Below are 21,080 nucleotides of genomic sequence, written 5' to 3' on the forward strand. Positions count from 1 at the left end.
AAAAGCCGCCTGTTATAGGCGGCTTTTTAATTGAAACATTTACGCTTGCGGCCGCATGTGCGGGAACAGGATCACATCGCGAATCGACGGTGAATTGGTCAGCAGCATCACCAGTCGGTCAATACCGATACCTTCACCGGCAGTCGGCGGCATGCCGTACTCCAGCGCGCGTACGAAGTCAGCATCGTAGTGCATGGCTTCGTCGTCACCGGCGTCCTTGTCGGCCACCTGAGCCATGAAGCGCTCGGCCTGGTCTTCCGCGTCGTTCAACTCGGAGTAGGCGTTGGCGATTTCGCGGCCACCGATGAACAGTTCGAAACGGTCGGTGACGTTCGGGTTCTCGTCGTTGCGGCGTGCCAGCGGCGACACTTCGAACGGGTACTGGGTGATGAAGTGCGGCTGCTCCAGCTTGTGCTCGACCAGCTCTTCGAAAATCATTACCTGCAGCTTGCCCAGACCTTCGAAGCCCAACACTTTGGCGCCGGCCTTCTTGGCGATGGCGCGGGCCTTGTCGATGTCAGTCAGGTCGTCAGCGGTCAGCTCGGGGTTGTACTTGAGGATCGAGTCGAACACCGAGAGACGCACGAACGGCTCACCGAAGTGGAACACCTTGTCGCCGTACGGCACGTCGGTGCTGCCCAGAACCAGCTGCGCCAGTTCGCGGAACAGTTCTTCGGTCAGGTCCATGTTGTCTTCGTAGTCGGCGTGGGCCTGGTAGAACTCCAACATGGTGAATTCAGGATTGTGACGAGTCGAAACACCTTCGTTACGGAAGTTGCGGTTGATCTCGAACACTTTCTCGAAACCACCTACCACCAGACGCTTGAGGTACAGCTCCGGCGCGATACGCAAGAACATCTGCATATCCAGCGCATTGTGGTGAGTCTCGAACGGCTTGGCCGCCGCACCGCCAGGGATGGTTTGCAGCATCGGCGTTTCGACTTCCAGGAAGTCGCGCTTCATCAGGAAGCTGCGAATGTGCGCAATCACTTGCGAACGCACGCGGAAGGTCTGGCGCACGTCTTCGTTGACGATCAGGTCAACGTAACGCTGGCGATAGCGCTGCTCGGTGTCGGACAGGCCGTGGTGCTTGTCCGGCAACGGGCGCAGGGATTTGGTCAGCAGACGTACGTTGGTCATTTCAACGTACAGGTCGCCTTTGCCCGAACGGGCCAGGGTGCCTTCGGCGGCGATGATGTCGCCCAGGTCCCAGGTTTTAACGGCGGCCAGGGTTTCTTCGGACAGGGTTTTACGGTTGACGTAAACCTGAATGCGCCCGGACATGTCCTGGATCACCATGAACGAGCCACGGTTGAGCATGAGACGACCGGCAACCTTGACCGGGATCGCAGCCTCTGCCAGCTCTTCCTTGGTTTTGTCCGCGTACTGCTTCTGCAAGTCTTCGCAGTAGGCGTCGCGGCGGAAGTCATTCGGGAAGGCCTGGCCCTTGGCGCGCTCGGCAGCAAGCTTTTCCTTGCGCAGGGCGATCAGGGAGTTTTCTTCCTGTTGCAGGGCTTGCGGATCGAGTTCTAGGTCGCTCATGTCTTTAAATTTTCCATCACAGGTTCGTTGCCCCCAGCCTTCGGCTGGGGTTCGCGGGCAAGCCTCGCTCCTACAGGGTCGTTGAATCAGTGACCACTGCAGTGCATTCGTTACAAGCCTTGCTTCAGGCTCGCCACCAGGTATTCGTCGATGTCGCCGTCGAGCACCTTGTCGCAGTCGCTGCGTTCGACGTTAGTACGCAAATCCTTGATTCGCGACTGGTCGAGCACATACGAGCGAATCTGGTGACCCCAGCCGATGTCCGACTTGGTGTCTTCCAGGGCTTGGGAAGCAGCGTTGCGTTTCTGCACTTCCTGCTCGTACAAGCGCGCCCGCAACATTTTCATCGCGGTGTCTTTGTTGGCGTGCTGGGAACGTTCGTTCTGGCAGCTGACCACGGTGTTGGTCGGTACGTGGGTGATACGTACGGCCGAGTCGGTGGTGTTTACGTGCTGACCACCGGCGCCCGAGGAGCGGTAGGTGTCGATGCGCAGGTCCGACGGGTTGATGTCGATTTCGATGTTGTCATCGATTTCCGGCGACACGAACACGGCCGAGAACGAGGTATGGCGACGGTTACCGGAGTCGTACGGGCTCTTGCGCACCAGACGGTGCACGCCGATCTCGGTCCGCAGCCAGCCAAAGGCGTATTCACCCTTGATGTGCACGGTTGCGCCCTTGATCCCGGCGACTTCACCGGCGGAGAGCTCCATGATGGTCGCGTCGAAACCGCGTTTGTCCGCCCAGCGCAGGTACATGCGCAGCAGGATGTTGGCCCAGTCCTGGGCCTCGGTACCGCCGGAGCCGGCCTGGATATCCAGGTAGGCGTTGTTGGCGTCCATCTCACCGCTGAACATGCGACGGAATTCGAGTTTTTCCAGGGCCTCGCGCAGACGCTCGACTTCGGCAGCGACGTCATCGACGGCAGCCTGGTCTTCTTCCTCTGCGGACATCAGCAGCAGGTCTTTGGCGTCGGCAAGGCCGCTGTGCATCTGGTCGAGGGTTTCGACGATCTGCGCCAGCAGGGACCGCTCGCGGCCCAGTTCCTGAGCGTACGACGGGTTGTTCCAGACATTCGGATCTTCAAGCTCGCGATTGACTTCGGTCAGACGCTCATGCTTTTGATCGTAGTCAAAGATACCCCCGAATAGTTTCGGAGCGCTCGGACAGGTCCTTGATACTGTTAAGGATCGGGTTGATTTCCATGGCGGGCAGCACTCGTTGGCGAACTTTTGAAAGCCGGCGAGTATAACGTAATCACGCTGTCACGGCAGCCCGCCTGGCGGCTTTAACGGCGAATGAACGTGCGGGTTCATTCGATGCCGACCTGATTGCGTCCATTGTTCTTCGCCAGGTACAACCCCTTGTCCGCCGCCGAGATCAATTGACGGTAATCACTGCCCGGCTGCGGGGTGATGGTCGAGAGGCCGATGCTGATGGTCAGGCTCGCACCTTCGGCCGGTACAACATGCGGGATGTTCATTCCGGCCACGGTCTGCCGGAGTTTTTCCGCGACCAGGCGTGCCCCGCCCGGCGAGGTATTGGGCAATACCAGGACGAACTCTTCACCGCCATAACGCGCCGGCAGATCGGAAGGCCGGCTGCTGGCATCGCGGATCGCCGTGGCGACTTTGCGCAGGGCTTCGTCGCCTTCCAGATGGCCGAAGCTGTCGTTGTACAACTTGAAATAGTCGACATCGATCATCAACAGCGACAGTTGCGCCTGGTCACGCATGGCCCGACGCCATTCCAACTCAAGGTATTCGTCGAAATGGCGACGGTTAGACAGCCCGGTCAGGCCATCGGAGTTCATCAGGCGTTGCAGCACCAGGTTGGTGTCGAGCAACTGTTGTTGACTGACCCGCAGCGCCCGATAGGCCGCATCGCGCTGGATCAGGGTCATGTAGGAGCGCGAGTGATAACGAATGCGCGCGACCAGTTCGATGTTGTCCGGCAGCTTGACCAGGTAATCGTTGGCCCCTGCAGCAAACGCCGCGCTCTTGATCAGCGGGTCTTCCTTGGTCGACAGCACAATGATCGGAATGTCCTTGGTCGCCGGGTGGTTGCGGTATTCGCGCACCAGCGACAGGCCGTCCAGACCGGGCATGACCAGGTCCTGCAGGATCACCGTCGGCTTGATGCGAATCGCCTGGGCGATGGCCTGGTGCGGATCGGCGCAGAAATGGAAGTCGATGTTCTCCTCGTTCGCCAGCCCGCGGCGCACGGCTTCGCCGATCATCGCCTGGTCGTCGACCAGCAGCACCATCGCGGCGTTCTCATCGGTTTTAAAGGCGTCGAGCTGTAAATCATCCATGTGCGGGCACCTGAATAAGGCAAGTACAGCTGCAATGATGAGTCATTTTGCAAAGATCTCCAGCAATCGTGGCGCTATCTTGTCCAACGGGTGAATTTCTACAGCGGCGTCGATGGCGGCGGCCGCTTTCGGCATGCCATATACCGCACTGCTGCGCTGATCCTGAGCAATGGTCAAGTAGCCTTGCTGGCGCATCGATTTAAGTCCCTGGGCGCCATCGCGCCCCATGCCGGTCAGCAGCACACCGACTGCATCTCCGTTCCAATAAGTGGCCACGCTTTCAAAAAAAACGTCGATCGAGGGTCGATAGATCTCGTTGACCGGCTCGGCGGTGTAGGCCAGCGTACCGTTCTTCAATAAACGAATGTGGTGATTGGTGCCCGCCAGCAACACCGTCCCGCTTTGCGGCGGCTCGCCTTCCTGAGCCAGGCGCACGTCCAGACCGCTGGCGCTGCCGAGCCATTCAGCCATGCCGGCCGCGAACACCTGGTCAACGTGCTGGACCAGCACGATGGCCGGCGCAAAATCGCGCGGCAGGGCCTTGAGCAAGACTTCCAGCGCCGCCGGCCCGCCAGCAGAAGAACCGATGGCCACCAGGCTCTGGCGTTGCCCGAGAACACGAGGAAGGGCCGGCGCCGATTGCACACGGTTACCGCGCTCGCCGATCAGCCAGCCGATATTCATGATCTTGCGCAGCAGCGGCGCTGCGGCTTCTTTCGGATCGCCCGCGCCGAGGGCCGGGGTATCGACCACATCCAGCGCGCCGTGGCCCATGGCCTCGAACACCCGATGGACATTCTGCTGTCGGTCCACCGTGACGATAACAATAGCGCACGGGGTCTCGGCCATGATCCGGCGTGTTGCTTCGACGCCATCCATGACCGGCATGATCAGGTCCATCAGGATCAGGTCCGGGGTGAACTCGGCGCAACGTTGCACCGCCTCGGCGCCATTACGGGCGACCCAGACCACCTCGTGCGCCGGCTCGAAGGCCAAGGCTCGACGCAGGGCCTCCACGGCCATGGGCATATCGTTGACGATAGCGATCTTCATGCTCGCGCTCCTCCTATGAGCTCAACCACTGCATCGAGCAGTGCATCGTCATGAAAGCTGGCCTTGGCTAGATAGTAGTCGGCTCCAGCGTCCAGCCCACGACGACGGTCTTCTTCACGATCCTTGTAGGACACCACCATCACCGGCAGCGATTGCAGCCGATTGTCACGGCGCAACAATGAAACCAGCTCGATCCCATCCATGCGCGGCATATCAATATCGGTAATCAGCAGGTCGAATTCCTCGGCACGCAGTGCGTTCCAGCCGTCCATGCCGTCAACCGCTACGGCCACGTCATAACCCCGATTGAGCAGCAGCTTGCGTTGCAACTCACGAACCGTCAGTGAGTCATCGACCACCAGAATACGTTTACGCGCGACGATGGCGGCCTGTTGGCTGTGCCGGGCGATCCGTTCCAGGCGACCGGTATTGAGCAGTTTGTCCACCGAGCGGAGCAGGTCTTCGACGTCGACGATCAACACCACCGACCCGTCATCGAGCAAGGCCCCGGCAGAAATGTCCTGAACCTTGCCCAGCCGCTCATCCAGCGGCAGCACCACCAACGTGCGCTCGCCGATAAAACGCTCGACGGCCACACCGTACACCGTGTCGCGGTCACGGATGACCACGACTTTAAGGGTCGCCGGGCTGTTCTGACTCGCCGGGCGATTGAGCAGCTGGCTGGCCGCGACGAGGCCAACGTGTCGACCTTCGTGCCAGAAGTGCTGACGACCTTCCACCTGGACGATGTCGTCCGCTGCCAAATCGCACATGCGCTCGATGTGCGCCAGTGGAAAGGCATACGCCTCCTCGCCCACTTCCACCACCAGACTGCGCACCACCGACAACGTCAACGGCACCTCAAGCTGGAAACGACTGCCCTCGCCGGCCTTCTGTTCCAGCACCACAGCGCCGCGTAACTGGCGGACCATGTGCTGAACCGCATCCAGGCCTACGCCACGCCCGGACACCTCGGTAACTTTGTCGCGCAGGCTGAAGCCCGGCAGGAAGAGGAACGTCAGCAGCTCTTCTTCGCTCAACTGCGCCGCGGTCTCGGCCGGCGACAATTGACGTTCGACGATACTGGCGCGCACTTGTTCCAGGTCCACGCCATGGCCATCGTCGCTCAATTCCAGCAACAGCAGCCCGGCCTGGTTGGACGCGCGCAAGCGAATCAGCCCTTCGGCAGGCTTGCCGGCCAGCAGGCGTTGCTCGGGTGTTTCGATGCCGTGGTCTACCGCATTGCGCAACAAATGGGTCAGCGGCGCTTCGAGCTTCTCCAACACATCGCGGTCGACCTGGGTCTTTTCACCCTCGATTTCCAGCCGCACCTGCTTGCCCAGACTACGTCCCAGATCGCGAACCATTCGCGCCTGCCCGGTCAGCACATCGGCAAACGGCCGCATGCGACAGGCCAGCGCCGTGTCATACAGCACCTGAGCGCGCTGACTCGCCTGCCAGGCAAACTCATCAAGCTCAGCGGTTTTCTCAGCCAGCAACTGCTGCGATTCGGCCAACAGCCGCCGCGCATCGCCGAGCGCCTCCAGGGCTTCAAGGCCCAGGTCATGCCCCTTGAGGTGCACGTTGAGGTTTTCCAGGGCGCGCAGACTGTTGCTCTGCGTGCGTTTGAGACGCTGCATTGTTGCCAGGTAAGGCTTGAGACGCAGGGTTTCCACCAGCGACTTGCTCGACAGATCGAGCAGACTGTTCAAGCGCTCGGCGGTCACCCGCAACACCCGCTCGCCACCTTCGGTGACGCGCTTGGCTTTACGCGACGCCTCGACCGAAGCCGCCAGCGACGACTCGAGTTCCGACACCAGGTCCGGCGGCTCGACGTGCGGTGCCGGTGGCTCGGACGGCAATGAGGGCTGTGCCACGGCAGGTGCTGCAACCGCCGCCAATGGATCGAGCAAACGCCCCATCAGCGCCACGTAGGCTTCGATATCGCCCGGCCCCACGTTGGCACTGCCTGGCGTGGCGATGCGCATCAGCAAGTCCGTGCCTTGCAGCAGCGCATCAATGTGTTCGGGGCGCAGAAAAAGTCGACCCTCCTGCGCGCTGACCAGGCAATCTTCCATCACATGAGAAACGCTGACTCCGGCATCCACACCGACGATCCGCGCCGCGCCCTTGAGCGAATGCGCGGCGCGCATGCAGGCTTCCAGCTGATCGGCCTGGGTCGGGTCACGTTCCAGCGCCAGCAACCCGGCGCTGAGCACCTGGGTCTGGGCCTCGGCTTCAAGACTGAAGAGTTCCAGCAATGACGCGTCGCGCATTTGATCGGGGGTCATGTCAGGCTCCGGGTCACGGCGGACAGCACCTGTTCTTCATCCAGCCAGCGCAGGCTGCGACCTCTGAATTGCAGGACGCCACGGGTGTACTTGGCACTGGCCTGCTCACCTGAGCGGGACGCGGCATCGAGAATCCGCTCATCAATGGCATGAATCCCGTCCACCTCATCCACCGGCACCACCACCGGGCCGCCGTGAGCAGCAATGATCAACATGCGCGGCATGATCCGCACGCCAGAGGCAACACCGGTGGTCGCTTCCAGCCCGAGCAATTCCACCAGCGACAGGCACGCCACCAGCGCGCCACGCACATTCGCCACCCCCAGCAGCGCCCGCGAACGCTGATGCGGCAGCGAATGAATCGCCTGCATCGGTGCCACTTCCACCAGGCTGCGGGTGGCCAGGGCGAGCCATTCTTCGCCGAGGCGGAACATCAACAGCGAGCGCGTGACCACGTCCGTTTCAACGGCAGTGGACACTTGCGCGCGGTCGTCCTGCTGCAAGGCATAGCGATCCAGCAAACGTGTCGCCGCCGCGGAATACACCGCGCAATTGCGACAGTGAATATGCTCGATCAGCAGCGGGCAGGACTTGTCGCCGTGGATACCGATACGGTTCCAGCAGTCGTCGATAGCCTGGGCATCTGCATGGGTCACGTTCAGCGAAACAGTACCGGTCATCGTTTACGCTCACTGTCAGCGGTGCGCTCATTACGAGCAGCGCGTTGCTGCAATCGACGGGCACCGGACGCATCCCCCTGGGACGCCAGTAACACCGACAGGTGCATCAGTGCTTCGGGATGCTGCGGTTGCAAATACAGTGCCTTGCGATAAAAACCCTGGGCTTCCAGCACGTTGCCGGCGACATCACTGAGCAGCCCCAGCCAGTAAAACACCTGCGCCACCGGCTCATGGTGGCGCAGGTATTCCTCACAGGCGGCCTGAGCTTCGAGGCTTTTACCTTCGTTGGCCAGGGCTGCAATGCTTGCCAGCAGCGTTGCCGCATCGGTATTCGGCGCTTTCTCAAGGCTCGCACGCGGCGCCGGTGCAACAACGGCAAACGGTCGGCTGCGCACTGGCGGTAGTGAAACGCTGCGCAGCGGCAAACTCACCGGCAACGGCGGTGCACTAAACACGGAGGGCGGCGCAGGTTCAGGCTCGCTGTGACGGCTGAAAGCGAAGGATTGTGGGATACCGATCGAACGCATCCCCAGATGCCCCAGCAAACTGCCTTCGGCCGGGCCGATAAACAGCACGCCCTCTACATGAGTCAGGCGCTTGAGCACCTGGAGAACCTGTTGCTGGGTAGGCTGATCGAAATAGATCAGCAGGTTGCGACAAAACACAAAGTCATAGGCTGGCTCATTGGCCAGCAAGGTCGGGTCCAGCAGGTTGCCCACCTGCAAACGCACCTGTTCGCGCACCCGCTCGCTGACGCGATAGCCGTCGTCTTCGGTGCTGAAGTAGCGCTCGCGGAAATCGGTTTGCTGCCCACGAAAGGAGTTCTTGCCGTACAGCGCATGCTTGGCCCGTTCGACCGACAGCGGGCTGACGTCCACCCCGTCGACCTTGAACTGGTGCGGCGCAAGCCCGCCATCGAATAGCGCCATGGCAATCGAATACGGTTCTTCGCCAGTCGAGCACGGCAGGCTGAGAATCCGCAGCGCGCGCATACCCTTGATCTCCGCCAGGCGCTTGAGCGCCAGCCTGGCCAGCGTGGCAAAGGATTCCGGGTAACGGAAAAACCAGGTTTCCGGGACGATCACGCCTTCGATCAGCGCCTGTTGTTCGTCTGCCGAGACTTGCAGCCGCAACCAGTACTCATCAGCCGTTTTCACCTGCTGCGCAGTCATGCGCTGGCGCACGGCCCGCTCGATGATCGCTGGGCCGACGGAGTTCACGTCCAGACCGATACGTTCTTTGAGGAAGTCGAAAAAGCGCTGATCACTGCTCATGGGCGCTCCTCAAGCATCGCCAGGTCCAGCGGCGGCGACGGGAACAGCAGCGCTCGTACCTGGGCATCCAGCAAGTCTGCGACACGCACCCATTGCAGCAGGCCTTGCGCGTCTTCACGCACCGGCCCCAAATACGGCGCCTGACGGTTATCCAGGCCATAGGGCTGGAAGTCCGCCGGGTTGCAACGCAGGGTGTCGGTGGCCTGCTCAAGAATCAGCCCGAGCAATTGCCCGGGCGTGGCGTCATCCGGCTGATAATGCACCAGCACCAATCGGGTGCTGGTGCGCGCCTGGGCCGGCTGACCGAACGCCAGCTCGCCGACATCGATTACCGGCACCACCGCGCCGCGATAGGCAAACACCCCCGCGACCCATGAAGGCGTCCCGGCAATCGGTTTGAGCGGCAGGCGCGGCAGCACTTCGGCCACTTCAATGGCTTGCAATGCATAACGCTCGTCACCGATACGAAACACCAGAAACAATGACTGCCTGGGCGCCATGCCTGCGCCGCGTTTCGCCACGAGTTCGCTCATCAGACTTTAAATCGCGAGACGCCGCTGCGTAGCCCAACGGCCACCTGGCTCAGCTCGTCGATGGCGGAACTGGCCTGACGCAAGGACTCGACCGTCTGGCTGCTGGCATCGCCCAACTGCACCAGCGCATGGTTGATCTGTTCGGCGCCCGTGGCCTGGGCCTGCATGCCCTCGTTAACCATCAACACCCGCGGCGCCAGCGCCTGAACCTGGTGGATGATCTGCGACAGCTGCTCACCGACCTGCTGCACTTCGGACATGCCACGGCGGACTTCTTCAGAGAATTTGTCCATGCCCATGACGCCGGCCGACACCGCCGACTGGATCTCGCGAACCATCTGCTCGATGTCGTAGGTGGCGACGGCGGTCTGGTCTGCCAGACGTCGAACTTCGGTGGCGACCACGGCAAAACCGCGACCGTATTCACCGGCCTTTTCCGCTTCGATGGCGGCGTTCAGCGACAGCAGGTTGGTCTGGTCCGCGACCTTGACGATGGTCACCACCACCTGATTGATGTTGCCGGCCTTCTCGTTGAGGATCGCCAGTTTGGCATTGACCAGGTCAGCCGCGCCCATCACCGAGTGCATGGTCTCCTCCATCCGCGCCAGCCCCTGCTGACCGGAACCGGCCAGCACCGAGGCCTGATCGGCGGCGGTGGAGACTTCGGTCATGGTCCGCACCAGGTCCCGCGAGGTGGCGGCGATTTCACGCGAGGTGGCGCCGATTTCGGTGGTAGTGGCCGCCGTTTCAGTGGCGGTCGCCTGCTGCTGTTTGGAGGTGGCGGCGATTTCGGTCACCGAGGTGGTGACCTGTACCGAGGAACGCTGCGCCTGGGACACCAGCGAGGTCAGCTCCGTCATCATGTCGTTGAAGCCGGTTTCCACCGCGCCGAATTCGTCTTTGCGATCGAGGTTCAAACGGCTGCTGAGATCGCCGGTGCGCATGATGTCGAGGATCTGCACGATGCGATTCATCGGCGCCATGATCGCGCGCATCAACAGCAGGCCACAGAGGCCGGCGGCGATGACCGCCACCAGCAAAGACACGCCCATGCTGGCTTTTGCCGCAGTAACTGCTTGGCGGATGGCCTCGGTAGCGTTAGCGGATTGATCACGATTGCTATCAATCACAGCATTCAACTGCTTGCGGCCATCGACCCACGCGGGCGTCAACTCCTGCTCCAGCGCTAGACGAGCCTGTTCGTATTGTTTTTGCTGATACAGCCCGACGACTTTAGCCAACGCTTGGTTGTACGTTTGATAACGAGCCTCGAACGCTTCGAACCCGGCCCGATCCTCGGTGGTGAAGATCGTTTTCCGATAGTTGCCCATCTCGTCTTTCAGGTGCGCCTCGGCGCCCTTGTACAGCTCCAGGTCAGCGGCACTCATGTCGCGATGTTCCGAGAGACCAACGATCCGTTGGGTCAAGACGTAAGTGTCGACCCAGGCGCCACGAATCATCGAGCTGTAATACAGCCCTGGAACGGCATCCGACTGGACCGTTTCCTCGCTGGATTCAATCTTCAGCAGACTCGAGAACGAGACCATGACCATCAGCAGCATGATGGCGATAATTACCGCAAAGCTCGCCAAAATGCGTTGGCGCAACGTCCAGTTCTTCACAGTCAGTCCTCGGGGCCGTTCAAATGGAGGGGAGTATAGCCGAGGGCACGCTGCGTTTTATAAGCGGTGCATCGCAAGTAGCAACGAAACACCTGTGGCGAGGGAGCTTGCTCCCGCTGGAGCGCGTAGCGCTCCCAATACTGGCGATGACAATTTTTCAGATGGATCTCATTCGCCGGTTTTGGGGCTGCTACGCAGCCCAGCGGGAGCAAGCTCCCTCGCCACACCGTGGTGCTGCTAAGTCTCTGGCTGATCGAAGTTATCCAGCGCCCGATTCACCGCCAACTCGGCCAGGGAAATCATCTGCTGAATTGCCAGCGCGGTATTGCGTTTGGGGCCTTCGAGTTCGAACGCCAGATCGCTGGCCATGACATTCGCCGAGGCGAGGGTTTCGCAGGCGTGGGCCAGCAGGGTTTCGCTGTCGACGTCGGGGGCAATGACGAAAATGCAGCCGGGGCGTCGGTCGGCCAACAACTGCTTGGTCTCGGGCAATACCAGGTAATGGTCGAGCGCACGGTGCGCGGCGGCGTGGAGTTCTTTTGAATCGAGGGAGGCGTAGGGAGAAACCGGATCGGTTTCGGGTGGATTGGGCGTGGCTTTGAACATTGGCTTAGCTCTCTTTGAGTGAGGCTGCAACCTGTTCGCGACTAAACGAATGGGTGGCGGCTATACGCAGGTTAGTCGACCGACGAGCTAAGAAATCGGCGCGCCCGAGGGCGCCCTGCGCACAGCCACCATCAAGTGCAGGGATGGGATACCTGACTGATCAGCACTGATGCGACTTAGCTACGGCAGGCGACTAAACCCGATCACTGATGGGCAGTGACACGGGAACAATAGAGGCGACGACCAAGACGCACAAGCCGGCGGATTCTGGCGCAGGTGTAGGCAGCGACGCAAGGCAACGTAGCCTCCGACCGAGGCTTTGGGGAAAGAATAAACAGATCAAAAATTGCGTACTGATTTGTGGCGAACGGAGCGTGCCCTCCGTTGGGCTGCGTAACGGTCAAAAAAGATCTTTTCACTTCAAAACCACATCATGCCGCACGGCGGACGACCAGAGGCTTACCGAGAGGGAGGCCTTTTTTGTGCAAAAAATCACCTGATGAAACGTATCAGCTAGCAACAAAAAACCCATAAATTCAAAAAAATGGAATTTTTCCTTGATCTTGAAAATCCACTGACTTACAGTTAAATCACTGTATGGATATACAGTCACTAACGAAGATTCATTTAAATATATTCATGGATGAGGTACTCCCTATGAAAAGCAACACTGAAAAACTTGGTCAGCTTCCCCACCAGCCCAGCTTGTGGACCCGCGCCGACGCGCTAAAAGTTCACGCGGATGATCCGACCACTACCCAGCCTCTGGTCAGTGCGGATTTCCCGGTATTGAGCAACGAGGTGTTCATCTGGGACACCATGCCGCTGCGCGATATCGACGGTAACGTGGCTTCTGTCGACGGCTGGTCGGTCATTTTCACCTTGACGGCAGATCGTCACCCGAATGATCCGGAGTACATCGACGAGAACGGTAATTACGACATCATCCGAGACTGGAACGATCGTCATGGTCGGGCAAAGATGTACTACTGGTTTTCCCGCACCGGTAAAGACTGGCAGTTTGGTGGTCGCGTGATGGCGCAAGGTGTGTCTCCAACCGCCCGTGAATGGGCTGGCTCCCCGATTCTGTTGAACGACCAGGGCGATGTGGATTTGTATTACACCGCCGTCACGCCGGGCGCCACGATCGTCAAGGTGCGTGGCCGCGTGGTGACGACTGAACATGGCGTCAGCCTGGTAGGCTTCAAAAAGGTTACGTCGCTGTTCGAGGCTGACGGCGAGATGTATCAGACCGAAGCGCAGAATCCGTACTGGGGCTTCCGTGATCCATGGCCGTTCCGCGATCCGAAAGACGGCAAGTTGTACATGCTGTTTGAGGGCAACGTGGCCGGTGAGCGTGGTTCGCACAAGGTCGGCGAAGCTGAAATCGGCGACGTACCGCCGGGCTATGAAGATGTCGGTAACTCGCGCTTCCAAACGGCCTGTGTCGGTATCGCCGTAGCAAATGACGAAGATGGCGACGACTGGGAAATGTTGCCGCCACTGCTGACTGCAGTAGGCGTCAATGACCAGACCGAACGTCCACACTTCCTGTTTCAGGACGGTAAATACTATTTGTTCACCATCAGCCATAAATTCACTTATGCCGACGGTGTGACCGGTCCGGACGGGGTGTACGGTTTCGTCGCGGATTCGCTCTTCGGCCCTTACGTGCCACTGAACGGTTCCGGTCTGGTGCTGGGCAACCCCTCTTCCCAGCCATTTCAAACCTATTCACATTACGTGATGCCTAACGGCCTGGTGACTTCGTTCATCGACACCGTACCCACAAAGGAAAGCGACACCGGAATGCAGTACCGGGTCGGCGGCACTGAAGCGCCGACAGTGGGCATCAAGGTGAAAGGGCAGCAGACTTTCGTGGTGGCCGAATATGACTATGGTTACATTCCCCCGATGATTGATGTAACGCTGAAATAGTATTGAAGTTACACAGGGCCTTCAGGCACCGAGTTTGAATTCGATAACAAACACGTTGTGGATATGATCGAGATATCCGCGCCTGACTCATTGCGACTTGATCGGGAGCCGCATTGAACAATGCGTAACATCGACCCTTCGGAACTGGCTGCATGGATGCAGCCAGTAACGGGGCTCTCCCCTCCCCCTATCCCCTATCCCCTATCCCCTATCCCCAACCAAGCCCCTGCCTGGGCATCGATTAAAAAGATATACACTCTGGCAAATCTATAAAAACCGCCCACCGGGTAATTCCCCATGATGACCTTGCGTCAGATCCGTCACTTCATCGCCGTGGCCGAGACCGGCTCGATCTCGTCTGCCGCACAAGCGGTGTACATTTCCCAGTCCACCTTGACCCTGGCGATCCAGCAGCTTGAGCAAGAAATTGGCGTCAGCCTGTTCAATCGCCACGCCAAGGGCATGACCCTCACCCACCAGGGCCATCAGTTCCTGCGTCAGGCGCACTTGATCCTGGCCACGGTCGACAACGCCAAACGCAGCCTTCAGCAAAGTACCGATCAGGTCGCCGGCCAGTTGACCATCGGCGTAACCAGCCTGGTCGCTGGTTACTACCTCGCCGATTTGCTCACCCGTTTTCAACGCGCCTACCCCAACGTCGACATTCGCGTAACGGAAGACGAGCGGCCCTACATCGAGCATTTGCTGGTCAGCGGCGAAATCGATGTCGGGGTGCTGATCCTCTCCAACCTTGAGGATCGCCATGCGCTGCAAACCGAGGTACTCACGCATTCGCCGCACCGCCTGTGGCTGCCGGCCCAGCACCCGTTGCTGGAGCACGACAGCATCAACCTCGCCGATGTCGCCCGTGAGCCGTTGATTCAATTGAACGTCGATGAAATGGACCGCAACGCCCAGCGCATGTGGTCGGCAGCCTCTTTGCAACCGCGCATCACCTTGCGCACGGCCTCCACCGAGGCCGTTCGAAGCCTGGTGGCGGCCGGCCTTGGCGTGTCGATTCAACCCGACATGACCTACCGCCCCTGGTCGCTGGAAGGCGACATCATCGAAGCGCGAGCGATCGCCGACCTCAGCCAGACCCTCGACGTCGGCCTGGCCTGGCGTCGTGGCACCGCCCGCCCGGCGTTGGTCGATCCGTTCCTGACCGTCGCCCGCGAGCAGCCTCACGGCGGGCGCAAGCCATCTATTTAATCGAACGCTGCATTCAGTATTTAGTATTTGTCGCCCACAAGCCCGACCACTAGTCTCTGTGCATCTAAATAAGACGGTCGGGCCTCCAGTCACAGGGAGCACCATGGCCACACAAGAAAAGAGAACCCGAAAAATGGCTGGCGCACAAACCCCGTTGTTCACGGCATTGCTGATCGATGGTGAATTAATCGCAGGCCAGGGCTTTGTCGAGCCGATCCTCAACCCGGCCACCGGTGAAGTGCTGACGCACATCGCCGAAGCCAGCACCGAACAAGTCGAAGCCGCCATCCTCGCCGCCCACCGCGCCTTCGCCGGTTGGTCGCGCACCACCCCGCAACAGCGCTCGAACATCCTGCTGGACATCGCCAACGCGGTGGAAAAACACGCCGACCTCCTCGCCCGTCTCGAATCGCTGAACTGCGGCAAGCCATTGCACCTGGCCCGTCAGGACGATTTGAGCGCGACGGTCGACGTGTTTCGCTTCTTTGCCGGCGCCGTGCGCTGCCAGACCGGACAGCTCAGCGGTGAATATTTGCCGGGTTACACCAGCATGGTGCGCCGCGATCCGATAGGTGTCGTAGCGTCCATCGCGCCGTGGAACTACCCGATCATGATGGCCGCGTGGAAAATCGCCCCGGCCCTGGCCGCCGGCAACACGCTGGTGTTCAAGCCGTCCGAACACACGCCGCTGTCGATCCTCGCCCTCGCACCGGCGCTGGCCGAGATTCTCCCGCGCGGGGTGATCAACATTATTTGCGGCGGCGGTGAAGGTGTCGGTAGCCATTTGGTCAGCCACCCGAAAGTGCGCATGGTCTCGCTGACCGGCGACATCGTCACCGGACAGAAAATCCTCCAGGCCGCCGCCAAAACCCTGAAACGTACACACCTCGAACTCGGTGGCAAAGCCCCGGTGATCGTCTGCAACGACGCGGATATTCAAGCGGTGATCGAAGGCGTGCGCACTTATGGCTACTACAACGCCGGGCAAGACTGCACCGCCGCCTGCCGGATTTATGCACAGGCCGGGATTCACGACAAATTGGTGGCCGAACTCGGCGCTGCGGTCAGCAGCCTGCGCTTCGCCGGTAAACGTGACGCCGACAACGAGCTCGGCCCGCTGATCAGCACTCGCCAGCGCGACCGTGTGGCCAGTTTTGTCGAACGCGCCCTCGGCCAGCCGCACATCGAGCGGGTGACCGGCGCGGCGGTGCATTCCGGCGCCGGTTTCTACTACCAGCCGACTCTGCTGGCCGGCTGCAAACAGAGTGATGAAATCGTCCAGCGCGAAGTGTTCGGGCCGGTGGCCACCGTGACCCGCTTCGATGAATTGGAACAGGCAGTGGACTGGGCCAACGACTCGGAATATGGCCTGGCGTCATCGGTCTGGACCCAGAACCTGGACAAGGCGATGCAGGTGGCAGCGCGGTTGCAGTACGGCTGCACCTGGATCAACAGCCATTTCATGCTGGTCAGCGAAATGCCCCACGGCGGCTTGAAGCGCTCGGGTTACGGCAAAGACTTATCCAGCGACTCGCTCCAGGACTACAGCGTGGTGCGGCACATCATGGCGCGTCACGGCAGCGATCTGAAATAACCGCACTACGCTAACAACGAGCCGAAAAGGCCAGCTCTGCCACGTTCAAACACTGCCCCGACGATAATTAAAGAAGAGGGAAACCCCATGTTCGTGCACAAGACCGCACTGTTCAGTGCAATCACCCCCTTACTGCTGGCCAGTGCCAGTATTCAGGCCGCCGAACCGCTGAAAGCCGTTGGCGCGGGCGAAGGCCAACTGGATATCGTCGCCTGGCCGGGCTACATCGAACGTGGCGAGAGCGATAAGGCCTACGATTGGGTCAGCGGTTTCGAGAAGGAAACCGGTTGCAAGGTCAGCGTCAAAACCGCCGCCACCTCTGATGAAATGGTCAGCCTGATGGCCAAGGGCGGTTACGACCTGGTGACCGCGTCCGGCGATGCTTCGTTGCGCTTGATCGGCGGCAAACGTGTGCAACCGATCAATACGGCATTGATCCCGAACTGGAAAAACATCGACCCGCGCCTCAAGGACGGGCCTTGGTACGTGGTCAACCAACAGGTTTACGGCACGCCTTATCAATAGGGCCCGAACGTGCTGATGTACAACACCAACGTGTTCAAGACCGCGCCTACAAGCTGGAGCGTGGTGTTCGATCCGCAAAACCTGCCGGACGGCAAGGCCAACAAGGGTCGGGTGCAAGCTTATGACGGCCCGATCTACATCGCCGACGCCGCGCTGTACCTGAAATCGACCAAGCCGGAACTGGGTATCAAGAACCCTTACGAACTGACCGAAACCCAGTACAAGGCTGTGCTCGACCTGCTGCGCGCCCAGCAACCGCTGGTGCACCGCTACTGGCATGACGCGACCGTGCAGATGAGCGACTTCAAGAACGAAGGCGTCGCGGCCTCCAGCACCTGGGGTTACATGGTCAACGGCCTGCAAGCCGATAAGCAGCCCGTAGCCTCGACCATTCCGAAAGAAGGCGTTACCGGGTGGGCCGATACCACCATGTTGCACGCCGATGCCAAGCACCCGAACTGCGCCTACAAGTGGATGGACTGGTCGCTGCAACCCAAAGTCCAGGGTGACGTAGCCGCGTGGTTCGGCTCGCTACCAGCCGTGCCGGCGGCTTGCACGGGAAGCGAATTGCTGGGCGCCGAAGGCTGCAAAACCAACGGTTTCGACCAGTTCGACAAGATCGCCTTCTGGAAAACCCCACAGGCTGAAGGTGGCAAGTTCGTACCGTATAGCCGCTGGACCCAGGACTACATCGCGATCATGGGCGGTAGATAACACACCGATCCCCTGTGGCGAGGGAGCTTGCTCCCGCTCGGCTGCGCAGCAGTCGTAAAACCTGCGACTGCGATCTGTCAGTTAGAACGCGTTGGCGAAATTGCGACCGCTTCGCGCTCGAGCGGGAGCAAGCTCCCTCGCCACAAAAGCTCACTAGCACATCGATCACGACTCAGCTTTTTCAGAAGTCCAGGCAGGGCCGCTGCGACGGCTTTGGCCTTTTTGGAGCACCGCACCATGACGCTTGCAGTCCAGTTCACCAACGTCTCCCGTCAGTTCGGCGAAGTGAAAGCCGTCGACCGGGTTTCCATCGAAATCCAGGACGGCGAGTTCTTTTCCATGCTCGGCCCTTCCGGCTCGGGCAAAACCACCTGCTTGCGGCTGATCGCCGGTTTCGAACAACCAAGCGCCGGCTCGATCCGCATTCACGGCGCTGAAGCTGCCGGTTTGCCGCCCTATCAACGTGACGTGAACACCGTGTTTCAGGATTACGCGCTGTTCCCGCATATGAACGTTCGCGACAACGTTGCTTACGGTTTGAAAGTCAAAGGCGTCGGCAAGGCCGAGCGTCTCAAGCGCGCCGAAGAAGCCCTCGACATGGTCGCCCTCGGCGGTTACGGCGAGCGTAAACCGGTGCAACTTTCCGGAGGCCAGCGCCAGCGCGTGGCCCTGGCCCGAGCGCTGGTCAATCGCCCGCGAGTGCTGCTGCTCGATGAACCGTTGGGCGCACTCGATCTGAAACTGCGCGAACAAATGCAGGGGGAATTGAAGAAGCTCCAGCGCCAACTCGGCATCACCTTCATCTTCGTCACCCACGACCAGACCGAAGCGCTGTCGATGTCCGACCGCGTGGCAGTGTTCAACAAGGGCCGCATCGAGCAGGTCGACACACCGCGCAACCTGTACATGAAACCAAACACCACCTTCGTCGCTGAATTCGTCGGCACCTCCAACGTGATTCGCGGCGAGCTGGCCCGACAGTTGAGCGGCCATCCGCAGCCGTTCTCGATCCGTCCGGAACACGTGCGTTTTGCCGAAGGCCCAAAGGCCAGCCATGAGATCGAAGTCAGCGGCCTGCTGCACGACATCCAGTACCAGGGCAGCGCCACGCGTTACGAGATGAAGCTTGAAAACGGTCAGACCCTGAGCATCAGCCACGCCAACAACCAGTGGCTGGACGTCAGTGTCCAACATCAAACCGGGCAACGCATCAGTGCTCGCTGGGCCCGCGAGGCCATGGTCCCGTTGCACGACGCCGTTGCGAGCGGGGTCTGAAATGAACAGTGCGACCTTGACCCAAACCCCGGTCGGCAGCTCGCCGCTGCACAGGTTTTCCAACCTGCTGTATCGCCGGCCCAACCTGTACCTCGCAATGCTGCTGGTGCCGCCGCTGATCTGGTTCGGCGCGATCTATCTGGGCTCGCTGCTGACGCTGCTGTGGCAGGGTTTCTACACCTTCGACGACTTCACCATGACGGTCACGCCCGAGCTGACCCTGGCGAACTTCGCAGCGCTGTTCAACCCCTCGAACTTCGACATCATCCTGCGCACCCTGAGCATGGCGATCGTGGTCTCGATTGCCAGCGCCATCGTCGCGTTTCCGATTGCCTACTACATGGCGCGTTACACCATCGGCAACACCAAAGCATTTTTCTACATCGCGGTGATGATGCCGATGTGGGCCAGTTACATCGTCAAGGCGTACGCCTGGACCCTGCTGCTGGCCAAGGGTGGCGTGGCGCAGTGGTTCGTTCAGCACCTGGGGCTGGAGCCGGTGTTGCAGTTCGTGCTGGGGATTCCCGGCGTGGGCGGCAGCACCCTGTCGACCTCCCATCTGGGCCGGTTCATGGTGTTCGTCTACATCTGGCTGCCGTTCATGATCCTGCCGATCCAGGCGTCGCTGGAACGCCTGCCGCCATCGCTGCTGCAAGCCTCCGCCGACCTAGGCGCCAAGCCGCACCAGACCTTCATGCAGGTGATTCTGCCACTGTCGATTCCGGGTATCGCGGCTGGTTCGATCTTCACCTTTTCGCTGACCCTCGGTGACTTCATCGTGCCGCAGCTGATCGGACCGCCGGGCTACTTCGTCGGCAGCATGGTCTACGCCCAGCAAGGCGCCATCGGCAACATGCCAATGGCCGCGGCCTTCACCTTGGTGCCGATCGTACTGATCGCCATCTACCTGTCCATCGTCAAACGTCTGGGGGCCTTCGATGCGCTCTGATGCCAAAAAACGTGAGCCCGGGATTCGGGGAGAGCAAGCCTCTCTCGGCCTGCGCATTGCTGCCTGGGGCGGGTTGGTGTTCCTGCACATCCCGATCCTGATCATCTTCCTGTACGCCTTCAACACTGAAGACGCGGCATTCAGCTTTCCGCCCCAGGGCTTCACCCTGAAGTGGTTCAGCGTGGCGTTCGCGCGGCCCGATGTGCTGGACGCGATCAAGCTTTCGGCGCAAATCGCTGCGATTGCGACGTTGATTGCGATGGTCCTCGGCACCCTCGCGTCGGCGGCGTTGTACCGCCGGGAGTTCTTCGGCAAGCAGGGCATCTCGCTGATGCTGATCCTGCCGATTGCGTTGCCGGGGATCATCACCGGTATTGCGCTGCTGGCGACGTTCAAGACGCTGGGCATCGAGCCGGGGATGTTCACCATCATCGTCGGCCACGCAACCTTCTGCGTGGTGATCGTCTACAACAACGTCATCGCCCGCCTGCGCCGTACCTCGTACAGCTTGATCGAAGCGTCGATGGATCTCGGCGCCGACGGTTGGCAGACCTTCCGCTACATCGTCCTGCCGAACCTTGGCTCGGCATTACTGGCTGGTGGCATGTTGGCGTTCGCGCTGTCGTTCGACGAAATCATCGTTACCACGTTCACCGCTGGCCACGAACGCACCTTGCCGTTGTGGCTGCTCAACCAGCTCAGCCGCCCACGCGACGTACCGGTGACCAACGTGGTGGCGATGCTGGTGATGCTCGTGACCATGCTGCCGATCCTTGGCGCCTATTACCTGACTCGCGGCGGCGAAAGCGTCGCGGGCAGCGGCGGTAAATAACTGACAACGACTACTCACTGTGGAACCTGGTTTTTTTGTGGGAGCGAGCCTGCTCGCGATGACTGACTGACATTCAACAGAGATGTCGACTGTAAGACCGCTATCGCGAGCAGGCTCGCTCCCACA

General features: G+C 60.4%; 16 protein-coding genes and 1 pseudogene. 7 read left to right on the top strand and 10 right to left on the bottom strand.

Annotated features, from left to right (window positions below):
* Positions 1 to 39: 39 nt before the first annotated feature.
* The 10 genes from lysS to AABM55_RS23570 all read right to left on the bottom strand — a co-directional run bounded on the left by lysS (position 40) and on the right by AABM55_RS23570 (position 11,915).
* A complete protein-coding gene (gene lysS / locus AABM55_RS23525) occupies positions 40 to 1,542 on the bottom strand; it encodes a lysine--tRNA ligase (RefSeq protein WP_103319564.1) in 1,503 nt (500 codons plus the stop codon).
* A 110-nt stretch (positions 1,543 to 1,652) separates the two neighbouring features.
* Positions 1,653 to 2,748 (bottom strand): peptide chain release factor 2 gene (prfB, locus tag AABM55_RS23530; protein WP_102667242.1). Its coding sequence is split into 2 segments (ribosomal slippage): positions 1,653 to 2,675 and positions 2,677 to 2,748, totalling 1,095 coding nucleotides; the frame shifts between segments, so codons are not numbered across the junction.
* A gap of 106 nt (positions 2,749 to 2,854) precedes the next feature.
* Positions 2,855 to 3,856: a PleD family two-component system response regulator gene (locus AABM55_RS23535; RefSeq protein WP_054593821.1), complete on the bottom strand. Its 1,002-nt coding sequence runs from the start codon at positions 3,854 to 3,856 to the stop codon at positions 2,855 to 2,857.
* A gap of 42 nt (positions 3,857 to 3,898) precedes the next feature.
* A complete protein-coding gene (locus AABM55_RS23540; protein ID WP_054593822.1) occupies positions 3,899 to 4,909 on the bottom strand; it encodes a chemotaxis response regulator protein-glutamate methylesterase in 1,011 nt (336 codons plus the stop codon).
* Positions 4,906 to 7,200 carry a hybrid sensor histidine kinase/response regulator gene (locus AABM55_RS23545; protein ID WP_347927899.1) on the bottom strand — a complete coding sequence of 765 codons (2,295 nt, stop codon included), beginning with the start codon at positions 7,198 to 7,200 and terminating at the stop codon, positions 4,906 to 4,908. Before AABM55_RS23545 ends, AABM55_RS23540 begins: the two co-directional genes overlap by 4 nt.
* On the bottom strand, positions 7,197 to 7,880 hold the full coding sequence (locus tag AABM55_RS23550) for a chemotaxis protein CheW (protein WP_347927900.1): 684 nt from the start codon (positions 7,878 to 7,880) through the stop codon (positions 7,197 to 7,199). Before AABM55_RS23550 ends, AABM55_RS23545 begins: the two co-directional genes overlap by 4 nt.
* Complete coding sequence (locus tag AABM55_RS23555; RefSeq protein ID WP_347927901.1) at positions 7,877 to 9,154, bottom strand: CheR family methyltransferase; 1,278 nt, start codon at positions 9,152 to 9,154, stop codon at positions 7,877 to 7,879. The genes AABM55_RS23550 and AABM55_RS23555 overlap by 4 nt, the downstream gene beginning before the upstream one ends.
* Entirely contained in the window at positions 9,151 to 9,687 is a 537-nt protein-coding gene (locus AABM55_RS23560; protein WP_103319577.1) for a chemotaxis protein CheW, read from the bottom strand. Before AABM55_RS23560 ends, AABM55_RS23555 begins: the two co-directional genes overlap by 4 nt.
* Positions 9,687 to 11,309 carry a methyl-accepting chemotaxis protein gene (locus tag AABM55_RS23565; RefSeq protein WP_347927902.1) on the bottom strand — a complete coding sequence of 541 codons (1,623 nt, stop codon included), beginning with the start codon at positions 11,307 to 11,309 and terminating at the stop codon, positions 9,687 to 9,689. The genes AABM55_RS23560 and AABM55_RS23565 overlap by 1 nt, the downstream gene beginning before the upstream one ends.
* 237 nt (positions 11,310 to 11,546) lie before the next feature.
* The gene (locus AABM55_RS23570; RefSeq protein ID WP_347927903.1) at positions 11,547 to 11,915 is read right to left on the bottom strand and encodes a DUF6124 family protein; all 369 of its coding nucleotides are present in this window, start codon (positions 11,913 to 11,915) and stop codon (positions 11,547 to 11,549) included.
* A gap of 657 nt (positions 11,916 to 12,572) precedes the next feature.
* On the opposite strand from AABM55_RS23570, the gene AABM55_RS23575 reads away from it, so the two are divergent.
* From AABM55_RS23575 to AABM55_RS23605, 7 genes and pseudogenes are all read left to right on the top strand, one after another.
* Positions 12,573 to 13,853, top strand: a complete 1,281-nt coding sequence (locus tag AABM55_RS23575; protein ID WP_347927904.1) for a glycoside hydrolase family 68 protein — start codon at positions 12,573 to 12,575, stop codon at positions 13,851 to 13,853.
* A 297-nt stretch (positions 13,854 to 14,150) separates the two neighbouring features.
* Positions 14,151 to 15,065 (top strand): LysR family transcriptional regulator, encoded by a 915-nt coding sequence (locus AABM55_RS23580; RefSeq protein WP_347927905.1) that lies wholly within the window; start codon positions 14,151 to 14,153, stop codon positions 15,063 to 15,065.
* Between the two features lie 103 nt (positions 15,066 to 15,168).
* Complete coding sequence (locus AABM55_RS23585; RefSeq protein ID WP_347927906.1) at positions 15,169 to 16,659, top strand: gamma-aminobutyraldehyde dehydrogenase; 1,491 nt, start codon at positions 15,169 to 15,171, stop codon at positions 16,657 to 16,659.
* An 87-nt stretch (positions 16,660 to 16,746) separates the two neighbouring features.
* Positions 16,747 to 17,898 (top strand): annotated as a pseudogene (ydcS, locus tag AABM55_RS23590) (putative ABC transporter substrate-binding protein YdcS).
* Between the two features lie 237 nt (positions 17,899 to 18,135).
* Entirely contained in the window at positions 18,136 to 19,173 is a 1,038-nt protein-coding gene (locus tag AABM55_RS23595) for an ABC transporter ATP-binding protein (protein ID WP_054593833.1), read from the top strand.
* A gap of 1 nt (position 19,174) precedes the next feature.
* Positions 19,175 to 20,122, top strand: coding sequence for an ABC transporter permease (locus AABM55_RS23600; protein ID WP_347927907.1), 948 nt, complete (start codon positions 19,175 to 19,177; stop codon positions 20,120 to 20,122).
* Positions 20,112 to 20,954 (top strand): ABC transporter permease, encoded by an 843-nt coding sequence (locus AABM55_RS23605; protein ID WP_347927908.1) that lies wholly within the window; start codon positions 20,112 to 20,114, stop codon positions 20,952 to 20,954. Before AABM55_RS23600 ends, AABM55_RS23605 begins: the two co-directional genes overlap by 11 nt.
* Positions 20,955 to 21,080: the final 126 nt, after the last annotated feature.

Source organism: Pseudomonas helvetica (assembly GCF_039908645.1).
In the GTDB taxonomy this organism is placed as follows: domain Bacteria; phylum Pseudomonadota; class Gammaproteobacteria; order Pseudomonadales; family Pseudomonadaceae; genus Aquipseudomonas; species Aquipseudomonas helvetica.

What these genes read in the sequence shown, in the direction of transcription:
- lysS (WP_103319564.1), bottom strand. Translation starts at nt 1,542, where the DNA reads ATGAGCGACCTAGAACTCGATCCGCAAGCCCTGCAACAGGAAGAAAAC.
- AABM55_RS23535 (WP_054593821.1), bottom strand. Translation starts at nt 3,856, where the DNA reads ATGGATGATTTACAGCTCGACGCCTTTAAAACCGATGAGAACGCCGCG.
- AABM55_RS23540 (WP_054593822.1), bottom strand. Translation starts at nt 4,909, where the DNA reads ATGAAGATCGCTATCGTCAACGATATGCCCATGGCCGTGGAGGCCCTG.
- AABM55_RS23545 (WP_347927899.1), bottom strand. Translation starts at nt 7,200, where the DNA reads ATGACCCCCGATCAAATGCGCGACGCGTCATTGCTGGAACTCTTCAGT.
- AABM55_RS23550 (WP_347927900.1), bottom strand. Translation starts at nt 7,880, where the DNA reads ATGACCGGTACTGTTTCGCTGAACGTGACCCATGCAGATGCCCAGGCT.
- AABM55_RS23555 (WP_347927901.1), bottom strand. Translation starts at nt 9,154, where the DNA reads ATGAGCAGTGATCAGCGCTTTTTCGACTTCCTCAAAGAACGTATCGGT.
- AABM55_RS23560 (WP_103319577.1), bottom strand. Translation starts at nt 9,687, where the DNA reads ATGAGCGAACTCGTGGCGAAACGCGGCGCAGGCATGGCGCCCAGGCAG.
- AABM55_RS23570 (WP_347927903.1), bottom strand. Translation starts at nt 11,915, where the DNA reads ATGTTCAAAGCCACGCCCAATCCACCCGAAACCGATCCGGTTTCTCCC.
- AABM55_RS23575 (WP_347927904.1), top strand. Translation starts at nt 12,573, where the DNA reads ATGAAAAGCAACACTGAAAAACTTGGTCAGCTTCCCCACCAGCCCAGC.
- AABM55_RS23580 (WP_347927905.1), top strand. Translation starts at nt 14,151, where the DNA reads ATGATGACCTTGCGTCAGATCCGTCACTTCATCGCCGTGGCCGAGACC.
- AABM55_RS23585 (WP_347927906.1), top strand. Translation starts at nt 15,169, where the DNA reads ATGGCCACACAAGAAAAGAGAACCCGAAAAATGGCTGGCGCACAAACC.
- AABM55_RS23595 (WP_054593833.1), top strand. Translation starts at nt 18,136, where the DNA reads ATGACGCTTGCAGTCCAGTTCACCAACGTCTCCCGTCAGTTCGGCGAA.
- AABM55_RS23600 (WP_347927907.1), top strand. Translation starts at nt 19,175, where the DNA reads ATGAACAGTGCGACCTTGACCCAAACCCCGGTCGGCAGCTCGCCGCTG.
- AABM55_RS23605 (WP_347927908.1), top strand. Translation starts at nt 20,112, where the DNA reads ATGCGCTCTGATGCCAAAAAACGTGAGCCCGGGATTCGGGGAGAGCAA.